A 19758-nucleotide genomic window follows, 5' to 3' on the forward strand; every position below is an offset into this window, starting at 1 on the left:
ACTGATGTCGGCCGCGTCTCAGATCCACTTCATCAACTGAGCGCAGATGTCCCCCGCAGGCAGCACAGCGGTTGCTCCACCGGCTGCCACGAGCTGTCCCGGCATGCCCCAGATCACCGCCGACTCCTGCGACTCGGCGATGGTCCGGCCGCCCCCGGTGCTGATCCTGGTCATCTGCTGGGCCCCGTCGTCGCCCATGCCGGTGAGCAGGACCCCGAGCAGGGCGGGGGCCGGGACGACCTCCAGGGCCGACTCGACCAGCCGGTCGACGCTGGGGTGCCAGCGGTGACTGGCCGAGGCCGGCACGCTGCGGGCGCTCAGCACGCCGCCGCGGCGGCTGATCACCCCGTCGGCGTCGCCCCGGCAGATGTAGGCGGTGCCGGGCTGCAGCGAGGCCGGCGAAGTCAGTTCGACCGCCCGGATCTGGGCCACCCCGTCGATCCGCGCGGCCAGCGAGCGGGTGAACCCGGCGGGCATGTGCTGGGCCACCACGATCGGGGCCGGGAAGTCACCGGGCAGTTCGCTGAGCAGTTCGGTGACCAGGGCCGGCCCGCCGGTCGAGCTGCCGATCAGCACGGCCTGGACCTTGCTGGTGGCGCGTACCGGTGCGGTCCGCCGGACCCGGTCGCGTTCCCCCCGCATGCGCTGGGCCAGGCCGCTGCTGCGGGTGCGGGGCCTGGTCCGGGCCGCGTCCCTGACCTTGCGCACAAGTTCGTCGCCCACCTCGGCGACGTTCAGCGAGACCGTGCCGCCGGGCTTGGCCAGGTAGTCGACCGCGCCCAGCTCCATGGCCTCGAGCGTGGTCAGCGCCCCGCGCTCGGTCAGCGACGAGAGCATGACCACCGGCGTCGGCTGGGTGCGCATGATCTCGCTGAGGCAGGTCAGCCCGTCCATCTCGGGCATGTTCACGTCCAGCGTGATCACGTCCGGGCGCACGCTCGGCAGTTGCTCGATGGCATCGGCCCCGTTGCGGGCCGTGGCCACCTCGAAGCCACCGGCGTCCTCGAGCATGCCGCGGATCGCCTTGCGCATCAGCGCCGAGTCGTCCACGACCATCACCGTGATCACGGCGCGGTCGCGAGCTGAGCCCCCGCCCCCACCGGCTCGCCCTCCAGCTGTTCCAGCTCGTCCGCGGCCAGCAGTTGCCCGGGCTGCAGGATCAGCAGCATCCGTCCCGCCGCGACCAGGTTGGCCACCTTGCCCACCAGCTGGGCCTGCTCGGCCGACAGCTGCGGGGCCGGCTCGATCGTGCCCTGCCCCACGCGCAGCACCTCGGCCACCGAGTCGACGATGAAACCGGTCGGGGTGCCGTGGATCAGCAGCACCACGATCCGCTGCCGTTCGTCGCGTTCCACCCGGTCCAGCCGCAGCCGGGTGCGCAGGTCCACCACCGGCAGCACCGCGCCGCGCAGATTCACCAGTCCTTCGACGAACTCCAGCGACTGGGGTACCCGGATCAGGCTCTCGGGCACCCGGATGATCTCCTGCACGGCGTCGACGTCGACCCCGTACTCCTCCTCGGCCAGCCGGAACACGACCATCAGCTCGTCGTCGCCGCGCCCGTCGTCCTCTGCCATCGTACTTCCGCCCTCCTGGACCTCCTCCTCGACGAGGTCCTGCTCGCCCACCTGCGCATCGATCGCCTGACGGGCCGAGGCGTCGAACAACCTCTCCGCGGCCAGCACCGACACCAGCCGGGCCCCGTCCTCCAGCCGGCAGACCGACTCCACCTGGGAGGCGGCCATCCCGTTGGTGGCCACCGCGGGCAGGTCCCCGACCAGCGACTGCGGCACCCGCAGCACCTGCCGCACGGTGTCCATCACCACCCCGACCACCAGCGGGCCGTGGCCGGGTTCGCCGTCGACCCCGATCACCACGATCCGGTTGTGCGGCTGCAGGTCCTCCTGCCCCATGCCCAGGATCCGGCGCAGGCTGAACACCGGCAGCAGCCCGCCGCGGAGGTCCATGACCCCGAGCATCCGCCGCTCGCTGTTGGGTACGGCGGTGATCCGCTCGGGCATCTGGACGATCTCCTGGACCCGATGGATCGGCAGCGCGTACTCCTGGCCGGCCACCGTGAAGCTGACCAGTTCCAGGGTGTCGGCGCCGTCCTCGTCGGAGTCGTCCTCGGCCCGCGGACGGGAACCGGCCTCACCCGAACGTGTCTCGCCCTCGGACAGGTGCGCGATCGAGGAGAACTCGGCCTCGACCAGCGCCTGCACGTCCAGCACCGAGGTCAGCTCACCGCCGGCGCCCTGGATCACCCCGGCCAGCAGGTCCGAGCGCAGCGTGACGGTGACGGTCTCGGCGGGCACCAGACGGTCGTTCTCCACCGAGGTGACCGCAGCCACCCGGTCCACCACGAAACCCAGGGTGGTACCGGCGTCCACCACGATGACCCGGGTCGCCTCGTCGTGCTCCACGTCCGGCAGGTGGCAGCACCGGCGCAGGTTCACCACCGGCAGGACCCGTCCGCGCAGGTTGGCCAGCCCCTCCAGGGCCGGGCCGTTCAACGGCAGCCGGACCACGTCGGGCATCCGGATGATCTCCTGCACCCGCTCCATCGGGAAGGCGTACGTCTCCCCCGACATCACGAACGTCACGAAGTCGGTCCCGGCGCCGTCGAGCGGTTCGTCCCCGTCCAGTTCCTGCGAACTGCGTTGCTCCGGAACACCTGCCACTGCCGACGGGACGCTCTGGGTGGTGCTCATCGGCCCTCCCCTCCTGCCCGGCTGAGCTCAGGCGTTCTGCAGTTCGTCGGCCAGGGCGGCGATCTCCTCGATCGCCGCAGCCAGTTCCTCGGCGCCCTGCCCCTGCTCGCGAGCCGCGTCCGAGGCCCGGTTGGCCATCGCGTCGGCCTGGTTGGCGGCGGCCCCGATCTGCTCCAGCCCGCCCTTGACCTCGCCCAGGGCCCGCACGATGTCCTGCGCCGCGGCGCGGACCTCGTCGTTGCCCGCGCGCAGCGTCCCCATGCCCCGCTCCACGTCGATCAGCCGGGTGGTGGTGGTCTTGGCCCGTTCCACCTCGATCAGCGCCAGGCGGGAGGTCTCCTCCAGGTCGGTGCGCACCGCCACGATCCGGTCCTGCACCTCCTTGACCAGGTCCTTGATCCGCTCGGCGTTCTCGGCCGAGTCCCGGGCCAGGTTGCGGATGTCGGTGCTGACCACGGCGAAACCCTTGCCGAACTCGCCGGCCCGGGCCGACTCCACCGAGCCGTTCACCGCCAGCATGTTGGTCTGGATCGAGACGTTCGCGATGGCGTCCACGATCTTGTCGATCTTGCGGCTGATCTGCTCGAGTTCGACCACCTGGCGCACACTCTCGCGGCTGCTGGTGGCGGCCGTGGTGATCGTGCCGATCATCGCGTCGACGCTCTGCTTGTTCTGCCCCAGCTGGACCAGCAGGTCGTCGGACCGCTCGACGCCCTCTTGGCCACGCTCGGCCGCCACCTGGGCACCGTTCTCGATCTGGGCGATCGCGCCCTGGGCGTCCTGCATCTTCACCGACTGCGCCTGCGCGCCGCGGCTGATCTGCCCGATGGCCGTGGAGATCTGCGCGGCGGCCCGGTTGATCTCCTCCACCGCGGAGGACAGTTCCTCGGCCGTGGAGGCCACGTCCTCGGCACTTTTGCCGATGTCGGAACTGCTGCGCAGCTCCTCGGCGACCTCGGACAGCAGTTCGGCCGCCTTCTCGCTCTGCTGCAGCGCCTCTCCCTGCTGCGTGACCGTCTGCAGGGACTCCTCGGCGGCCGCAGACTGCTCCTCGGCGGCGGCGGCGATCTCCTCGGAACTGGCCTGGGCCTGCTGGGCTGCCTTCTGCGACTGCTGCGCAGAACTGGCCACCTCGACCGCGGCCTCCATCATCCCGGACATCACCTGCCGGATGGTCTCCAGAGCCGAGGTGATCTCCTTGCCCTTCTCCACCTCGTTACGCGCCGAAGACGCTGACGCCTGGACACTTTCGGCGATCACGGTGACCGAGGACCGGACCGAGTCGATCAGACCCCGGATCTCGCTGGCGCTGCGCTCGGAGGTCTCGGCCAGAGTGCGGACCTCGTCGGCGACCACCGCGAAACCCTTACCGTGCTGACGGGCCCGGGCGGCCTCGATCGCCGCGTTGAGCGCCAGCAGGTTGGTCTGGTCGGCGATCCGGGCGACCGCCGCGACGATCTCGCCGATCTCCTCGGCCTGCTTCTCCAGCTCGGTGATCATCACGACCGAGGTGTCCTGCCGGGCGGAGGCGTCGCTGACGTTCGACAGCAGCCCGGTGATCCCCCCGATCGTCTCGACCAGCAGCGACTGCAGGTCGCGGGAGGTGGTCTCCAACTGCTCGGTGGTCTGCATCTGCAGCCGGATCTTCTCGGCCACCTGCTGAGTGACGGCGAGGCTCTGGGTGCAGGCGCCCGAGGCCTGCTCGGCGCCCGCAGCGATCTGCTGCATGGCGTCGCGCAGCTGCCGGGACGCCTCGGTCGCCTCGGCGGTCTGGGAGGCGACCTCGGTGGTCGCCGCGGCGATCCGCTCGGCCGCCTGTTGCTGCTTGGCCACCGAGCGGGCGCGCCGCCGGTCGGCCTCGGCGGCACGTGAGGCGCCCTGACCACCGTCGCTGGGGCCACGCTCGGGCGGTGGTGTGCGCCGCGACGACGGGACACCGGCGGACGGGCTCTTGGTGATGGGCATGTGCAATGTCCCTTCCCACGTGAGGGGGGCGGGCCGTCGGATCGTGCGGCTCGAGAAGAGGATTCGGCCCGGTGGCCCGCTCTTCTTGAGGATGGCTTCGCAGCGTCGCCCCAACGAGTAGGCGCAAGGGGGGAACCAGGTCACCATGGGTCACCAAAAACCCCATGCATCACTCCCGTCCGGCCTGCTTCCCAAAGGGCCTGCAGTAGCCGGGCGACACAGAGGAGAGCGCGCCCGCGTCACTTGCCGGGAGGCCGAGCACGAGTAGCGTTCCGTGGACCAGCAGCAGAACCAGGCCAGGTGAGGTGACACCGATTGAGCAGCACCGCCAGTGCATTCCTGGCCGGACTCACCGTGCTCCTGGTGAGCGCCTGCGGCAGCGACGGCGCGGCCTCCGAGGCCGGGGACGTGGCTGCCGGTTTCAGTCAGGCCGTCGGCTCCCAGGACGGCGCTCGAGCCTGCGCCCTGCTGTCCCCGAAGATCGCCACAAGCCTTGCCGAGGAAGCCTCGCAAACGTGCGCAGACGCCGTCCTCAATCAGGATCTGCCCGCACCGTCCGGACTGGAGCGCGTGGAACGCCAGGGGCGCAGCGCGTTCGTCGTCACCGCTACCGACACGATGTTCCTGTCCGAGTTCCCGGACGGCTGGAAGGTGATCGGTGCCGGCTGCACCGAACAGGGCTCGGCTCCCTACGACTGTGCCGTCTCGGGAGGATGAGAGCTCATGCGTCTACTCTTCGCGGCCTACGCCTTGTTCATCGCCGGCGGGCTGGTCTACTTCTTCGTGCTCGCCCTGCTGGCCCGCTGACCCATGCGTAAATTCCTTCACGACAACGCGCTCGGCCTGTTCTTCGGGTTCATCCTGCTGCTTGCCCTGGCCGGGCAGGCGGTGGCCGGACTGGCCGACCACAACGCCGAGCAGGTCAGCAACGGGCTGGCCACCGTGACGATGGGGCGCTACCTGACCTCGTCCTCGTTCGGCACCGACGTGGCCGAGAACTGGCAGAGCGAGTTCCTGCAGTTCCTGCTGTTCATCGTGGCCACCACGTGGCTGCTGCAGCGCGGTTCGCCCGAGTCCAAGCCGCTGGACAAGGCCGGGCGCGAGAGCGACAAGGACCAGAAGGTCGGCGCCTACATCACCCCGAAGTCTCCGCGCCTGGCCCGGGCCGGGGGTTGGGTGAGCGCGCTGTACTCGAACAGCCTGGGGCTGGTGATGGGGCTGATCTTCCTGGCCTGCTGGTTCGTGCAGTCCCTGACCGGTCAGGTGGCCTACAACGAGCAGCAGATCGCCCAGCTCCAGGCGCCGGTGAGCTGGGCCGGCTATCTCGGCTCCCCGGACTTCTGGAGCCGGACCATGCAGAACTGGCAGTCGGAGTTCCTGGCCGTGGGCTCGATGGCCGTGTTCTCCATCTACCTGCGCCAGCGAGGGTCACCGGAGTCCAAGCCGGTCGGATCGAGCCACGACAGCACCGGCGTCGAGGGCTGAACGTCCAGTGCCGTGCGCTGCCGCGCCTCAGCGACACCGTGATTGCCGCCACCTCGCAGAGCACCGCTCAGCACCCGGACGCCCGCGGCGACCGAGGAACGCGCCACACCGCTGATCACGTTCTGTCGCTCGAGACTCTCGCACCGCTGATCCTCACGCTCGCCACCGCCTGCCAACACACCTGATCCGCTCTTCGCGCCCATCTGCTATAGGGCATCGATCAGGACACGCGCACTAGATGTGGTGTTGGCGCACCCGGCCACCTACGGCATATGGTGCGTGATGTTGCTGGTTCGTCCTGCCATCCAGGTGGGCCGTCGTAAGAGGGAACCCGGTGTGACTCCGGGGCTGCCCCGCAGCGGTGAGTGGGAACGACCGCCGTCAACAGCACTGGGTGCGCCTGCGCGTCTGGGAAGCGACGGTTACTAGGTGCTGGGTCTGCGGCCCGGCATGCCCGCGAGTCCGAAGACCTGCCAGCGATGCGCCCGCCCCGATGAGGGTGGGCGCGTCCGTGGTGCCGCGCGGGACGGAACCGGACGGCTCAGCAGACTGCCTCCTTGGGCACCGCTGTGCCGTCTTCCGGCTCTCGCGCACCTGGTTCCAGAAGATCGGGAAAAGAGAGCTATGACGATTACGGTGTACAGCAAGCCGGCCTGCGTGCAGTGCGACGCCACGAAGCGCGCCCTGGACAAGGCGGGCCTCGCCTACGAGGTCATCGACATCACCCAGGACGACACGGCCCGTGAGTACGTGCTGTCGCTGGGCTATCTCCAGGCCCCGGTCGTGGTGGTCGGCGAGGAGCACTGGTCGGGTTACCGCCCCGACCGCATCAAGGCCCTGGCCGCCCAGCCCGCCTGATCCGGTGAGTTCGCTGGTCTACTTCTCCAGCGCCTCGGAGAACACGCATCGTTTCGTTCAGAAACTGAACGTGGAGGCTGAGCGCATCCCGCTGCGCCCCACCGAGCCCATGCTCCACGCCCAGTCCCCCTTCGTGCTGGTGGTTCCCACCTACGGCGGGGGCAACGAGGGCGGGGCGGTGCCGCGGCAGGTGGTCCGGTTCCTCAACGACGAGGGCAACCGGTCGCTGTTGCGCGGGGTGATCGCGGCGGGCAACACGAATTTCGGCAGCGCGTACTGCGTGGCCGGCGACATCATCTCGGCGAAGTGCCAGGTTCCGTACCTGTTCGCCTTCGAGCTCATGGGAACGACTGAGGACGTGCAGCGCGTCCGCGATGGATTGGAACGATTTTGGCAACGACAGCCGGTCTGAAGGACGACCTACAGGTCATCGAGACCGCTCCGGTGAGCCTCGACTACCACGCGCTGAACGCGATGCTGAACCTCTACGGTCCGGACGGGGAGATCCAGTTCGACAAGGACCGTGAGGCGGCGCGGCAGTACTTCCTGCAGCACGTGAACCAGAACACGGTGTTCTTCCACGACCTGGACGAGAAGCTCGACTACCTGGTCGAGAACAAGTACTACGAGCCGGAGGTGCTGGGCCGGTACGACCGGGCCTTCATCAAGCGGCTGTACCAGCACGCGTACGCGCAGAAGTTCCGGTTCCCGACCTTCCTGGGCGCGTTCAAGTACTACACCTCGTACACGCTGAAGACGTTCGACGGCAAGCGGTACCTGGAACGCTTCGAGGACCGGGTCTCGATGGTGGCCCTGGCCCTGGCCGACGGCGACGAGACGTTCGCCCTGCAGCTGGTGGACGAGATCCTCTCGGGCCGCTTCCAGCCGGCCACGCCCACCTTCCTGAACCTGGGCAAGGCCCAGCGCGGCGAGCCGGTCTCGTGCTTCCTGCTGCGCATCGAGGACAACATGGAGTCGATCGCCCGCGGCATCAACTCCGCGCTGCAGCTTTCCAAGCGCGGCGGCGGAGTCGCGCTGCTGCTGAGCAACATCCGTGAGCACGGCGCCCCGATCAAGCACATCGAGAACCAGTCCTCCGGGGTGATCCCGGTGATGAAGCTGCTGGAAGACTCCTTCTCGTACGCCAACCAGCTCGGCGCGCGCCAGGGCGCGGGTGCGGTGTACCTGCACGCCCACCACCCCGACATCATGAGCTTCCTGGACACCAAGCGGGAGAACGCGGACGAGAAGATCCGGATCAAGACGCTCTCGCTGGGCGTGGTGATCCCGGACATCACGTTCGAGCTGGCCAAGAAGAACGAGGACATGTACCTGTTCTCGCCGTACGACGTGGAACGCGTGTACGGCAAGCCGTTCGCCGACGTGAGCATCAGCGAGAACTACCGGGACATGGTCGACAACGGCCAGATCCGCAAGAAGAAGATCAACGCTCGCGACTTCTTCCAGACCCTGGCCGAGCTGCAGTTCGAATCCGGTTACCCCTACATCCTGTTCGAGGACACGGCCAACCGCGCGAACCCGATCGAGGGCCGGATCACGCACTCCAACCTGTGCTCGGAGATCCTGCAGGTCTCCACCCCCTCGACGTTCAACACCGACCTGTCGTACGACCACATCGGCCGCGACATCTCGTGCAACCTGGGCTCGCTCAACATCGCGCACACGATGGACTCCCCCGACTTCGGGCTCACCATCGAGACCGCGATCCGCGCGCTGACCGCGGTGTCCGACCAGACGTCCATCGAATCGGTCCCCTCGGTCAAGCGCGCCAATGCCGGCGGGCACGCGATCGGCCTCGGGCAGATGAACCTGCACGGGTTCCTGGCCCGCGAGCGCATCTTCTACGGCTCGGACGAGGGCCTGGACTTCACGAACATCTACTTCTACACGGTGGCCTACCACGCCATCCGCGCCTCGAACCTGCTGGCGCGAGAGCGTGGTACGAGCTTCGCCGGGTTCGGGAAGTCGAAGTACGCCGACGGTTCGTACTTCGAGAAGTACGTCTCGAAGGCCTGGGTCCCGCGCACGGCCCGCGTCAAGCAGTTGTTCGAGGACGCCTCAATCGCCATCCCCACTCAGCAGGACTGGGCGGTTCTCGCCGAGGCGGTGCGCGAGCACGGCCTGTACAACCAGAACCTGCAGGCGGTTCCGCCGACCGGCTCGATCTCGTACATCAACAACTCCACCTCCTCGATCCACCCGATCGTCTCCAAGATCGAGATCCGCAAGGAGGGCAAGCTCGGACGCGTGTACTACCCGGCGCCGTTCATGACGAACGAGAACCTGGAGTACTACCAGGACGCGTACGAGATCGGCTACGAGAAGATCGTCGACACCTACGCCGAGGCCACCCAGCACGTCGACCAGGGACTGTCGCTGACGCTGTTCTTCAAGGACACCGCCACCACCCGGGACATCAACCGTGCGCAGATCTACGCCTGGCGCAAGGGAATCAAGACGCTGTACTACATCCGCCTGCGCCAGCTCGCCCTCGAGGGAACCGAGGTCGAGGGCTGCGTCTCCTGCATGCTCTGAGAGGTTCGAACACCATGGTCAAGGTCATCGATCGCGTCTCCGCGATCAACTGGAACAAACTGCAGGACGAGAAGGACCTCGAGGTCTGGGACCGGCTCACCGGGAACTTCTGGCTGCCGGAGAAGGTGCCGCTGTCCAACGACATCCAGTCGTGGGCCACCCTCACCGATGTCGAGAAGCAGATGACGACGCGGGTCTTCACCGGTCTGACGCTGCTGGACACGATCCAGGGCACCGTCGGGGCGGTGAGCCTGATCCCGGACTCGCTGACCCCGCACGAGGAGGCCGTCTACACGAACATCGCGTTCATGGAGTCGGTGCACGCCCGCTCGTACTCGAGCATCTTCTCCACATTGATCTCCACCCCGGAGATCGACGACGCCTTCCGCTGGTCGGAGGAGAACCCGAGCCTGCAGCGCAAGGCCGAGATCGTGCTGGAGTACTACAACGGTGACGAGCCGCTCAAGCGCAAGGTCGCCTCGACCATGCTGGAGTCGTTCCTGTTCTACTCCGGCTTCTACGCACCGATGTACTGGTCGAGCCGGGCGAAGCTGACGAACACGGCCGACCTGATCCGCCTGATCATCCGCGACGAGGCGGTGCACGGCTACTACATCGGCTACAAGTACCAGAAGGGCCTGGAGCTGGTCACCGCGGCCGAGCGTCAGGACCTGAAGGACTACACGTTCTCGCTGCTGTTCGAGCTGTACGAGAACGAGGTCGAGTACACCCAGGACCTGTACGACCCGCTCGGCCTGACCGAGGACGTCAAGAAGTTCCTGCGCTACAACGCCAACAAGGCCCTGATGAACCTGGGCTACGAGGCGCTGTTCCCCAAGGACGAGACCGACGTGAACCCGGCGATCCTGAGTGCGCTCTCGCCGAACGCCGACGAGAACCACGACTTCTTCTCGGGTTCCGGCTCCTCGTACGTGATCGGCAAGGCCGTGAACACCGAGGACGAGGACTGGGACTTCTGAGATGAGCGCCGGCACCGAGGTGGGCTCGCGGGTCACCCGCTGGCGTGGCATCGCTCTGCTGATGGGCCCGGCCCTGGTCGCCTCGGCGGCCTACGTCGATCCCGGCAACGTGGCCACCAACACCTCGGCCGGCGCCCAGTTCGGATACCTGCTGGTCTGGGTGATCGTCGGGGCGAACCTGATCGCCGCTCTGCTGCAGTTTCTCTCGGCCAAGCTCGGCATCGTCACCGGGCAGTCGCTCCCGCAGCTCCTGCGCGAGCGGCTGCCCGCCCCGGCCCGGCTGGCCTACTGGGGGCAGGCCGAGCTGGTGGCGATGGCCACCGACCTGGCCGAGATCGTCGGCGGCGCACTGGCCCTGAACCTGCTGTTCGGGATCCCGCTGCTGCCCGGCGCACTGATCACCACGGCCGTCTCGATGATCGTCCTGGCCTTCGGGCGGGCCGGTTTCGGGCGGGTAGTGGTGGTCATGCTCGGTGTGGTGTTCGCCGGGTTCATCGCCGGGCTGCTGTTCGACCTGCCGGCTGCGGGTGACCTGGCCGGCGGGCTGGTACCCCGGCTGCAGGGGCAGGAAAGCCTGCTGCTGGCGGTCGGGATGCTGGGGGCGACGGTCATGCCGCACGCCATCTACGCCCACTCGGCCCTGGCCAGCGAACGACACGGCCGGGTCGAGACCGACCGGTTACCCAGGCTTCTGGTGGCTACTCGCACCGACGTCGGGGTGGCCCTGCTGGCCGCGGGAGCGGTGAACCTGTCCCTGTTGCTGATCGGAGCGGGAGCACTGAACGGCCTGGACGGGGTGAGCTCGATCGAGGGCGTGCACGAGGCCATCGGCGACACCCTGGGCCCGGTGGCGGCCCTGTGCTTCGCCGTGGCTCTGTTGTTCTCCGGACTGGCCTCCACCGCAGTCGGTTCCTACGCCGGCTCGGTGATCATGGGTGGGCTGCTGCACCGGCAGATCCCGGTGCTGGTGCGGCGTCTGATCACCGCGATCCCGGCCCTGACGATCCTGGCTGTGGGCGCCGACCCCACCACCGCCTTGATCTACTCCCAGGTGGTTCTGTCGTTCGGTATCCCCTTCGCCCTGATCCCCCTGCTGATCCTGACCTCTCAGCGATCGGTGATGGGCGAGGCCCGCAACAAACCCGCAACCATCGTTGCCGCGGGGGCAGCGTGCGTCCTCATCGTCGTCCTCAATCTGGTTCTGCTGGGCCTGACCTTCACCGGCTGATCCACTGAGAACCGGAAGGATCCCGCCGAAGCAGGCCGAGAACAGCTATCTGCGGCCGGTCTTCGCTCAGGCGCCGAAGGAGTCCGAGAGACACGCCGCCACCCCTGGTTCCTGGGTGGCTCTGGCGGGCCTGGGACTCTATGCCCTGGCGCCTCTGGCCCTGGCGACCGGTGCTCCCACGCTCGTCGTCGTGGCCACCTACTTCGTGGTCGGCGTCGGTATCGAACTGTTCAACGTACCCCGGTTCACCGCGACCCAGCGCGAGGTTCCGCCGGAGCGGCTCTCCCGCCTCTCGTCCTTGGACTTCCTGGTCTCCTACGGCCTGGCCCCGCTGGGGCTGGCGCTGATCACGCCGGCGATCGACTCCTTCGGGCTGCGTCCGGTGCTGTTCGGCGCGGCCGTGGTCTGCGTGGCTGAGCCACTGGCGGCTGCCTGCATTCCCTCCAGCCGGCGCTTCTCCAGGTAGAGCCTTCGATCTACGCGTCTACACGAGTGCGGGAGCCAGACGGCGCCACTGCTCGCGCGGATCGGCCACGCCCTCGGCGGTCAGCACCTGAATGGTCACGTGATCGGCTCCTGCAGCGCGGTGTTCGGCGATCCGGGCCTGGATCGCGCCCTCGTCGCCCCAGGCGATCATTGCATCGAACACCCGGTCGCTGATCGTGTCTATGTCTTCCTGGGAGAAGCCCAGGCGCAGGAGGTTGTTGGTGTAGTTGGGCAGCCCGAAGTAGCCCTTGAGCCAGCCGGTCCCGATCTGGCGGGCCTCCGGCCGCGAACCGGCCAGAACGACCGTCTGCTCGGGCAGTACCAGCGGCCCCTCGCCCAGCGCCTCACGGGCGATCCGGGTGTGCTCGGGCGTCACCAGATAGGGGTGCACCCCTGCGGTACGGCGGCGAGCCAGCTCCAGCATCTTCGGGCCCAGCGCCGCCAGGACCCTGGATTCGGCCGGAACCGTCGGTTGCGCCTGGTCGAGGCCGTCCAGGAACGACGCGGTGGCGGCCAGCGGCTTCTGGTAGCGGCCGGCCTCGGCCTTGTCCACGATCGGGGCATGACTGACGCCGATGCCCATCAGGAATCGCTGCCCATAGGTCTGCGTCAGTTCCGCGTGAGCGGCGGCCGCTGCCTGGGGCTCGTGCATCCAGAGGTTGAGAATGCCGGTGGCGACCACGATCTCGTTGGTCGCGGCCAGAAGGTTGCGCACGGCGTCGAAGACCGGGCCGCCGGTGTCCGGGATCCACAGGGCGCTGTAGCCCAGGCTCTCCAGCTCTGCCGCAGCCTGAGCCACCTCCTGCGGGTCGCCGTAGCGCAGCCATCCGTCCCACACACCGACACCTGAGAGCTTCAAACCGGCAACCCCTTCTCAGCTTCGAGCACCTGCGGCGGCGCCCCTGTAGCCAACCTCAGTCTTCGACCGCAGTCAACGAGGACGTGGTCCCGCGTCCGAAATGCGCCCATCCGCCGACTCGGTGAAGATCATGCACATGAGTGAGACGGATGTGGTGCTTCGGGCCCGGCGTAGGCAGAACCGATGGCTGGGCATCCTTGCGCTCGTCTCCATCGTCCTGACCCCGCTCCTGTACGGCGTGCTGTTCGTCCTGTCCGACGGCGACTCACCGCTGTTCTGGGTCGTCCTGACCCTCGCCGTGACCGCGGCCGCACTGATCCCACTGGGCCTGGTCGTCTGGCTGCGGCGAAGGGGCACCGCCTGGGCGCAGCCATCCCTGTTGCTGGGAGTCGACAAGAACCGGCGAAAGGCCGTCGTGAAGGCGGTCAGGGCGGGGCAACCCGTCGAGGAGCGGGACCATGAGGTCGCCGTCAACACCGCCCAGGGCCTGGTGCGTCAGCGCCGCCTGCTGTGGATGGTGCCGTTCTTCCTGCTGCTGTGGACCTTCAATCTGCTGGACGGCGAGTTCGAGCCCTGGGACGTCCTGATCATTGTCGGGATCGTCGGGGTGACAGCGTCCGTGCCGTTCCAGATCCGCGACTCCCGGCGCGGCCGCGCGTGGCTGGAGAAGTACGGGCCTACTAAGGGCCTGGATCACCTCAGCGTGCTGCCGAGGGGCCGTGACTGAGCGGCCCCTCGGCGGCTCGTTCTAGCTTTCCGAGTTCTGCTGGTAGTACTGCGCGTTCGTCTGCCCGATGCCCACCGTGGATCCCGCCGACCAGCCGCCGTCGATGACGAACTCGGCGCCGGTGGAGTAGCTGGCGTCGTCGGAGGCGACGAACAGGACCATCCGGGTCACCTCTTCCGGGCCGGCCATCCGGTCCAGCGCGACCTTGCCGTGCACCACCTCGTCGCCCAGGGGCCCGAGGATCGGGGTGCGGATGTAGCCCGGGTGCACGGAGTTGACCCGGATGCCGTAGGGGGCCACTTCCATCGCCACCGCCTTGGTGAAGCCCCGGACCGCAAACTTGCTGGTGGTGTAGTCGGCCGCGTTCGGCGTGCCGATCAGCCCCGCGAACGACGAGATGTTGACGATGGCGCCGCCACCGGCCGCCTTCATTCCGGGAATCACCGCCCGGGTGCCCAGGAAGACGCCGTCCAGGTTGACCGCGAGCAGCTTGCGCCAGTCGGCCAGCGTCTTGTCCTCGACCAGGGTGCCGCTGCCGCCGATCCCGGCGTTGTTCACCAGCACGGTGGGCGCGGAGAAGGCGGCCGTCGCTGCCCGGACGACCTCGGCCCACTGCTGCTCGTCGGTCACGTCGAGGTGGCGGTACAGCGCGGCCTCGCCGAGCTCTCCGGCCAGCTCCTCGCCCTCCGCGTCGAGCACGTCGGCGATCACCACCCGGGCACCTTCGGCGACGAAGCCACGACTGTGGGCAGCGCCCATCCCGCGGGCACCGCCGGTGACGACAACGGTCTTACCTTCGAACCTGGTCATTTTCGCGTCCTTTCTGCGCCGGCCTCTGTGCCGACCGAAAGAACTCTACGCCTCTATCTGACACATGTCAGATAGAGGCGGGGACTACACTCGAACGATGGATTCGCGCTTCCGGCGCTCCCGGGACGCTCTGCGGGTGGCCGTCTACCGCCTGGCCGAGCAACGCCCGGTCACCGACGTCACCGTCACCGAACTGTGCCGAGAGGCCGAGGTGACCCGCGACACGTTCTACCGTCACTCGAGCTCACCTCTGGACCTGCTGGCGACCCTGCTGCGCGAAGAACTGGAGAACATCGCCGGCGATCACCCGGACCTCTCCGGAAGCAGCCGGACGGACTCCGGCATGCGGGCCGGGGTGCGCGCACTCTGCCAGCACGTCGCCGATCATGCAGGCGTCTACCGCAACGCCTCCACACCCCACCTGCTCAGCCCTCTTCGGGACAATCTGGAGGCGGTGGTGCGCGGATCGCTGGAGGCACATGCCCGCCGACATCCCGGAATCCTGCCCGCCGGGGCGCAGTCCGACGGCGACATCAGAGGGCTCGCCGCCTACGCGGCCGCCGGCACCGTCGGGGCTCTCGAAGTATGGCTCGAGGCAGAAGTTCTCGACGTCGAGCGGGGCGAGTGGCTGATCATGGCCGCCTCACCGGCGTTCTGGCACGGGCCTCAGGAAGACACCGAAGGAAGCCGATCCACAGAAGCTACTATGACGTAGGGTCTGAGTATGGCTTCCTGGCGCAGATACTCACGGCAGGAACTCGATGAGCAGTACTCGCCGAGCAGTCGCGTGGAGTCTCTCACGGCCTACCTCGACGCTTACGCCGAACGCAGTCGCCGGGCTCGGACCTGTCTCGAGCACCAGCCTGATCTCGCCTACGGCCCGGCCCCGGCCGAGCGGCTGGACTTCTTTCCTGGGCCGGACCCTGACTGCCCCCTGGTGGTCTACGTACACGGCGGCAACTGGCAGGCCCTCAGCCGCCAGGAGTCGGCCTTCGCCGCCCCGGACGCACACCGGGCCGGCATCGCGTTCGCCGCGATCGGCTACGGCTTGGCCCCGGACAACTCCCTACCGAGCATGGTGGCCTCTGTCAGAGGCGGTCTGACCTGGTTGCACGACAACGCCACCACCCTGGGCTTCGACGCCGACCGGATACACGTGGCCGGATCCTCGGCCGGTGCCCATCTGGTCGCGGCCGCGGTTCTCTCTCGGACCACGCCGGTCGCCGGGTGCGTGCTGCTGAGCGGGATGTACGACCTGGAACCAGTGCGCCACAGCTATGTCAACGACGCCCTGCGCCTCGACGCCACCAACGCCCGAGCCCTGAGCCCGATCCACCACCTGCACGCCGACTGCCCCCCGGTGATCATGGCTCGCGGCGAGAACGAGACTGACGAATACGCCCGTCAGCACCGAGAAATGGCCCATCGGCTGAAGCCGGCGGTCGACCTGGTGGTACCGGGCCGTAACCATTTCGACCTGCCCTACGACCTGCTGGTGAAGGGCACAACACTCGGCGACGCCGTGCTGACCTCGTTCACCTGACCTGGGCCGCCGACCACGGGATCGGCCGCTCCCCGGGGTGACACACTTCCTTACGTATCGTCGATACGGCGACAAACTACCAACGATCCATGAGTGTGTTACGATCTTCGTATCAACGGAACGGGCAAGCCGTACCGACGATATCGACAGACTGGAGTGCATCATGACCGACTCCCCCCAAGTCGTCCTCATCACGGGCGCTTCCAGCGGCTTCGGCCACCTGACCGCCCTGTCCCTGGCCCGCGCCGGGCACACGGTCATCGCCGGAATGCGCGCCACCACCGGCCGCAACGCCCAAGTCGTCGCCGATCTCGCCCAACTGGCCGGCACGGAGGGCCTGCGCCTGAGCGCCGTCGAACTGGATGTGCAGTCCCAGGCCTCCGCCGACGCCGCCCTCGACGAAGTGAACCAGCAGCACGGACGTCTGGACGTCATCGTGCACAACGCTGGCCACATGGTGAGCGGACCGGCCGAAGCCTTCACCCCCGATCAGCTGGCCGCCCTCTACGACGTCAACGTCGTGGGCACCCAGCGGGTCAACCGGGCCGCCCTCCCCCTGCTGCGCGAGCAGCGCTCCGGCCTGCTGGTCTGGGTGGGCAGTTCCTCCACCCGCGGCGGGCACCCGCCGTTCCTGGCCCCCTACTTCGCCGCCAAGGCCGCCATGGACGCCCTGGCCGAAAGCTACGCCGGCGAGCTCATCCGCTTCGGCATCGACACCACGATCGTGGTCCCCGGGGCGTTCACCTCTGGAACGAACCACTTCGCCCACGCCGGCCGCCCCGAGGACCAGGCGACCGAGGCGGCGTACGCGCCGCTGTACGGTGAACTGCTGAACGACCTGCCTCAGCGCCTGGCCGCACTGATTCCGGCCGACGCCGACGCGCAGTCCGTCGCCGACGAGATCGTGCGCGTGATCGATCTCCCCGCAGGCCAAAGGCCTTTCCGCACCCACGTCGACCCCAGCCGGGACGGCAGCGAAGTGGTCTCGGCCGTCGCCGACCGCATCCGCGCCGAGTTCTACCGCCGCGTCGGCCTCGAGAGCCTGCTGCCCTCAAACGCCGCACTCTGAAAACCCGTCACCAGAAAGAAAAGAGAACAACCATGCCTTTCGCCAACCTCAAGGTTCCCGCCGACACCCTCACCCCAGAGTCGAAGAAGAAACTCTCCGACGCGGTGGTCGAGGCCTACGTCTCGGTCTACGGTGAACGCGCCCGGGCCACCACCCTCGTACTCGTCGACGAGGTCGTCGAGGGTGGCTGGAACCTCGGCGGAACGATCCTGACCGCGGAGATGCTCGGCCGCAGCTGATCGGCGCCTGCCCCCGCCTCCTGTCGTCGCGGTCAGGCGCAGGTCACCCACCTCCGCCTGACCCGCTACGAGCCGGTCTCCTCCGGGCCGATCACCGGGCCAATTGCCCGGACGACCGGCTGGTCGCCGAACGGCCCGAAGAGATGGAGGATCTCGACGGCCGTGCCGTCCGCAGGACCGAACCAGTGCGGCTCGGCAGTGTCGAACTCCGTCATCTCGCCCGGCACCAGGTGAAATTCGCGTTCACCGACAATGAGGCGCAGCTGTCCGGCGAGCACGTAGAGCCATTCGTATCCGGGATGCGAGACCAGGTGCGGTTCACGCGGCGCCAGAACCTGTTTGAAGACGCGTACCCGTCCGGGATAGCGGGTCAGCGGTACCAAGACGCTGCCGCTGTCCCGGCGCTGCGGGGTCAGGTGCGTGCGCGGGTCGCCCGTGGCCGGTGCGGCGACGAGCTGGTCCAGTGCGACATGCAGAGCCTGGGCCAGGGGGATGAGCAGGTCGAGGGTCGGCCGACGGCGGCCGGTCTCCAGCCGCGAGAGGGTACTGACCGACAGGCCGGTCTCCTCGGCCAGCGACTCCAGCGTCAGTCCTCGGCTCTGACGTACTGAACGCACCCGTGTGCCGATGCCGTCCAGGATTTCCTCCACACTCACGTCCACCATTTTGCAGTTCTCGCAAATTCCGTCGCCCCGGCCCCACCCCCGCCCACACGATGAGCCACCCCAATCGCTTCCGACGGACGGTGACTCGTGACCATCTCCCAGCAGGTCTCCCCTGCATCCCCCGCGCTCAGCACGAGGCGGCGCTGGACGGTGCTGGCCGTGTGCGCGACCGCCATGTTCCTCATCGGCCTCGACACCACGATCGTCAACGTGGCCCTGCCGGACATCGGCCGTGACCTCCGCACGGACACCCGAGGGCTGCAGTGGACGGTCGATGCCTACACGATCGTCTTCGCCGGCCTGCTCATCACCTCCGGTTCGCTCGCCGACCGGTACGGGCGCCGCCGGGTGTTCCGGACCGGCCTGGTGACGTTCGGTGCCGCCTCGCTCGCCTGCGCGCTCGCCCCGTCCCTGGAGGTCCTGATCGCGGCGCGCGCACTGCAGGGTGTGGGCGCCTCGATGCTCAGCCCGGTGGCGCTGGCCATCGTGGTCAACGCCATGCCCGAGCCGCGTGAACGGGCCCGCGCGATCGGAGTCTGGGCGTCCGTCTTCGGGCTCAGCATGGCCACCGGGCCGGTCCTGGGTGGGGCGCTGACCACTGCGCTCGGCTGGCGGGCGGTGTTCTGGGCCGGGGTCCCGATCGTGCTCGCGGCCCTTCTTCTGGTGGCGCTCGTCGTGCCGGAGTCCCGAGGTCACCGGCACCGCCGCCTCGACCTGCCCGGCCAGGTCCTGCTGATGACGTCGATCGGCCTGGGCGTCGGACTTCTGATCGAGATGCCGCGACTGCACCACGCAACCGCTGGGCTGATCGCGGGCCCCCTTCTCCTGGCGGTCCTGGTCCTCGCTTTCGTCCAGATCGAGACCCGCCGGCAGCAGCCACTGATGGATCCGGCCCTGTTCCGCAGGCCGGCGTTCGCCGGCGCCGTGCTCGGGGCCGCGGCGGTGTTCGTGGCGCTGAACACGATCCTGTTCCTGAACACCCTGTACCTGCAGGAGACCCTGGGCTGGTCGGCAGCACGGGCCGGGGCGGCGACGCTGCCTCTGGCAGTGGGGGCCACGATCTGCGCGCCCATCGCCGGGACGCTGATGGGCCGGCGCGGGCCCCGTCTGCCCTTGCTGCTGGCCGGCGGGTTCCTCGCCGTGGGCGGGCTGGGTCTGCTCCTGGCCGGCGACCGGGGAGGAACCGGATGGGCCCTGCTCGCCCTGGCCCTGGTCGGGATCGGGATCGGCTTCGCGAACGCTCCGCTCACGACGACCGCGGTGACCGGTCTGCCGAAGGAACGGGCGGGTGTGGCAGGTGGAACCACATCGGCGGCCCGGCAGGTGGGCGCGGCCATCGGGATAGCTGTCGGTGGGAGTCTGGTGGCCGATGTCGATGCGGCGGGCCTGGCGGCCGCCTCCCGCCCCGGTTGGATCATCGTGTCCGGTTGCGGGCTGGTACTTGTCGCTGTGGCTGCGCTCAGCGCACAGTCCCCTGGGCGACCAGGGCGCGGGGACGAACAGCCTCCCCGCTGAGGCGTCAACGGCGGCCCGCACCAGACCGACGTCCTCAGGTACCCGCGTCCAACCATCGTCCA

At 68.4% G+C, this 19758-nt stretch carries 19 protein-coding genes, 1 pseudogene and 1 riboswitch; of the genes and pseudogenes, 14 read left to right on the top strand and 6 right to left on the bottom strand.

Features of this window, described 5'->3' with window-relative positions:
- Nucleotides 1-18 precede the first annotated feature (18 nt).
- Genes cheB through QSK18_RS20470 form a run of 3 tightly spaced genes read right to left on the bottom strand, consistent with a single transcriptional unit; the run spans nucleotide 19 to nucleotide 4676 of the window.
- Nucleotides 19-1068 (bottom strand): chemotaxis-specific protein-glutamate methyltransferase CheB, encoded by a 1050-nt coding sequence (gene cheB / locus QSK18_RS20460; RefSeq protein WP_285621882.1) that lies wholly within the window; start codon nucleotides 1066-1068, stop codon nucleotides 19-21.
- Nucleotides 1065-2711: a chemotaxis protein CheW gene (locus QSK18_RS20465; RefSeq protein ID WP_285621884.1), complete on the bottom strand. Its 1647-nt coding sequence runs from the start codon at nucleotides 2709-2711 to the stop codon at nucleotides 1065-1067. Before QSK18_RS20465 ends, cheB begins: the two co-directional genes overlap by 4 nt.
- Before the next feature lie 27 nt (nucleotides 2712-2738).
- Nucleotides 2739-4676, bottom strand: coding sequence for a methyl-accepting chemotaxis protein (locus QSK18_RS20470; RefSeq protein WP_285621887.1), 1938 nt, complete (start codon nucleotides 4674-4676; stop codon nucleotides 2739-2741).
- Nucleotides 4677-4991: 315 nt separating this feature from the next.
- Between QSK18_RS20470 and QSK18_RS20475 the strand changes: the two genes are divergently transcribed.
- The 8 genes and pseudogenes from QSK18_RS20475 to QSK18_RS20510 all read left to right on the top strand — a co-directional run.
- Nucleotides 4992-5393, top strand: a complete 402-nt coding sequence (locus QSK18_RS20475; RefSeq protein ID WP_285621891.1) for a hypothetical protein — start codon at nucleotides 4992-4994, stop codon at nucleotides 5391-5393.
- Between the two features lie 93 nt (nucleotides 5394-5486).
- Nucleotides 5487-6161, top strand: coding sequence for a DUF6766 family protein (locus tag QSK18_RS20480; protein ID WP_285621894.1), 675 nt, complete (start codon nucleotides 5487-5489; stop codon nucleotides 6159-6161).
- A 272-nt stretch (nucleotides 6162-6433) separates the two neighbouring features.
- Nucleotides 6434-6653: riboswitch (cobalamin riboswitch) on the top strand.
- A 132-nt stretch (nucleotides 6654-6785) separates the two neighbouring features.
- A complete protein-coding gene (nrdH, locus tag QSK18_RS20485) occupies nucleotides 6786-7019 on the top strand; it encodes a glutaredoxin-like protein NrdH (protein ID WP_285621897.1) in 234 nt (77 codons plus the stop codon).
- Between the two features lie 4 nt (nucleotides 7020-7023).
- Complete coding sequence (gene nrdI, locus QSK18_RS20490; RefSeq protein WP_285621900.1) at nucleotides 7024-7431, top strand: class Ib ribonucleoside-diphosphate reductase assembly flavoprotein NrdI; 408 nt, start codon at nucleotides 7024-7026, stop codon at nucleotides 7429-7431.
- Complete coding sequence (gene nrdE, locus QSK18_RS20495) at nucleotides 7410-9575, top strand: class 1b ribonucleoside-diphosphate reductase subunit alpha (RefSeq protein WP_285621905.1); 2166 nt, start codon at nucleotides 7410-7412, stop codon at nucleotides 9573-9575. Before nrdI ends, nrdE begins: the two co-directional genes overlap by 22 nt.
- A gap of 14 nt (nucleotides 9576-9589) precedes the next feature.
- The gene (gene nrdF, locus QSK18_RS20500; RefSeq protein ID WP_285621908.1) at nucleotides 9590-10555 is read left to right on the top strand and encodes a class 1b ribonucleoside-diphosphate reductase subunit beta; all 966 of its coding nucleotides are present in this window, start codon (nucleotides 9590-9592) and stop codon (nucleotides 10553-10555) included.
- Nucleotide 10556: 1 nt separating this feature from the next.
- A complete protein-coding gene (locus QSK18_RS20505; protein ID WP_285621920.1) occupies nucleotides 10557-11783 on the top strand; it encodes an Nramp family divalent metal transporter in 1227 nt (408 codons plus the stop codon).
- 112 nt (nucleotides 11784-11895) lie between these two features.
- A pseudogene (locus tag QSK18_RS20510) lies at nucleotides 11896-12249 on the top strand (MFS transporter); the annotation flags it as partial.
- An 18-nt stretch (nucleotides 12250-12267) separates the two neighbouring features.
- Here the strand turns inward: QSK18_RS20510 and QSK18_RS20515 are convergent.
- Complete coding sequence (locus QSK18_RS20515) at nucleotides 12268-13128, bottom strand: LLM class F420-dependent oxidoreductase (RefSeq protein ID WP_352396589.1); 861 nt, start codon at nucleotides 13126-13128, stop codon at nucleotides 12268-12270.
- 136 nt (nucleotides 13129-13264) lie between these two features.
- Here QSK18_RS20515 and QSK18_RS20520 point away from each other — a divergent pair, with 136 nt between their 5' ends.
- Nucleotides 13265-13855: a hypothetical protein gene (locus QSK18_RS20520; RefSeq protein WP_285621933.1), complete on the top strand. Its 591-nt coding sequence runs from the start codon at nucleotides 13265-13267 to the stop codon at nucleotides 13853-13855.
- Between the two features lie 21 nt (nucleotides 13856-13876).
- Here the strand turns inward: QSK18_RS20520 and QSK18_RS20525 are convergent, their stop codons facing one another.
- Entirely contained in the window at nucleotides 13877-14665 is a 789-nt protein-coding gene (locus tag QSK18_RS20525; RefSeq protein WP_285621935.1) for an SDR family oxidoreductase, read from the bottom strand.
- 97 nt (nucleotides 14666-14762) lie between these two features.
- Here QSK18_RS20525 and QSK18_RS20530 point away from each other — a divergent pair, with 97 nt between their 5' ends.
- From QSK18_RS20530 to QSK18_RS20545, 4 genes are all read left to right on the top strand, one after another.
- Complete coding sequence (locus QSK18_RS20530; RefSeq protein WP_285621938.1) at nucleotides 14763-15380, top strand: TetR/AcrR family transcriptional regulator; 618 nt, start codon at nucleotides 14763-14765, stop codon at nucleotides 15378-15380.
- A 72-nt stretch (nucleotides 15381-15452) separates the two neighbouring features.
- Nucleotides 15453-16208: an alpha/beta hydrolase gene (locus QSK18_RS20535; protein ID WP_285621943.1), complete on the top strand. Its 756-nt coding sequence runs from the start codon at nucleotides 15453-15455 to the stop codon at nucleotides 16206-16208.
- A 163-nt stretch (nucleotides 16209-16371) separates the two neighbouring features.
- Nucleotides 16372-17277 carry an SDR family oxidoreductase gene (locus QSK18_RS20540; RefSeq protein ID WP_285621949.1) on the top strand — a complete coding sequence of 302 codons (906 nt, stop codon included), beginning with the start codon at nucleotides 16372-16374 and terminating at the stop codon, nucleotides 17275-17277.
- A gap of 32 nt (nucleotides 17278-17309) precedes the next feature.
- On the top strand, nucleotides 17310-17516 hold the full coding sequence (locus QSK18_RS20545) for a tautomerase family protein (RefSeq protein ID WP_285621952.1): 207 nt from the start codon (nucleotides 17310-17312) through the stop codon (nucleotides 17514-17516).
- 65 nt (nucleotides 17517-17581) lie between these two features.
- On the opposite strand, the gene QSK18_RS20550 is transcribed toward QSK18_RS20545, so the two are convergent.
- The gene (locus tag QSK18_RS20550) at nucleotides 17582-18181 is read right to left on the bottom strand and encodes a helix-turn-helix domain-containing protein (RefSeq protein ID WP_352396590.1); all 600 of its coding nucleotides are present in this window, start codon (nucleotides 18179-18181) and stop codon (nucleotides 17582-17584) included.
- Between the two features lie 87 nt (nucleotides 18182-18268).
- On the opposite strand from QSK18_RS20550, the gene QSK18_RS20555 reads away from it, so the two are divergent.
- A complete protein-coding gene (locus tag QSK18_RS20555; protein WP_285621957.1) occupies nucleotides 18269-19696 on the top strand; it encodes an MFS transporter in 1428 nt (475 codons plus the stop codon).
- Nucleotides 19697-19758 lie beyond the last annotated feature (62 nt).

It is taken from the genome of Kineosporia sp. NBRC 101677 (assembly GCF_030269265.1).
GTDB lineage: Bacteria > Actinomycetota > Actinomycetes > Actinomycetales > Kineosporiaceae > Kineosporia > Kineosporia rhizophila.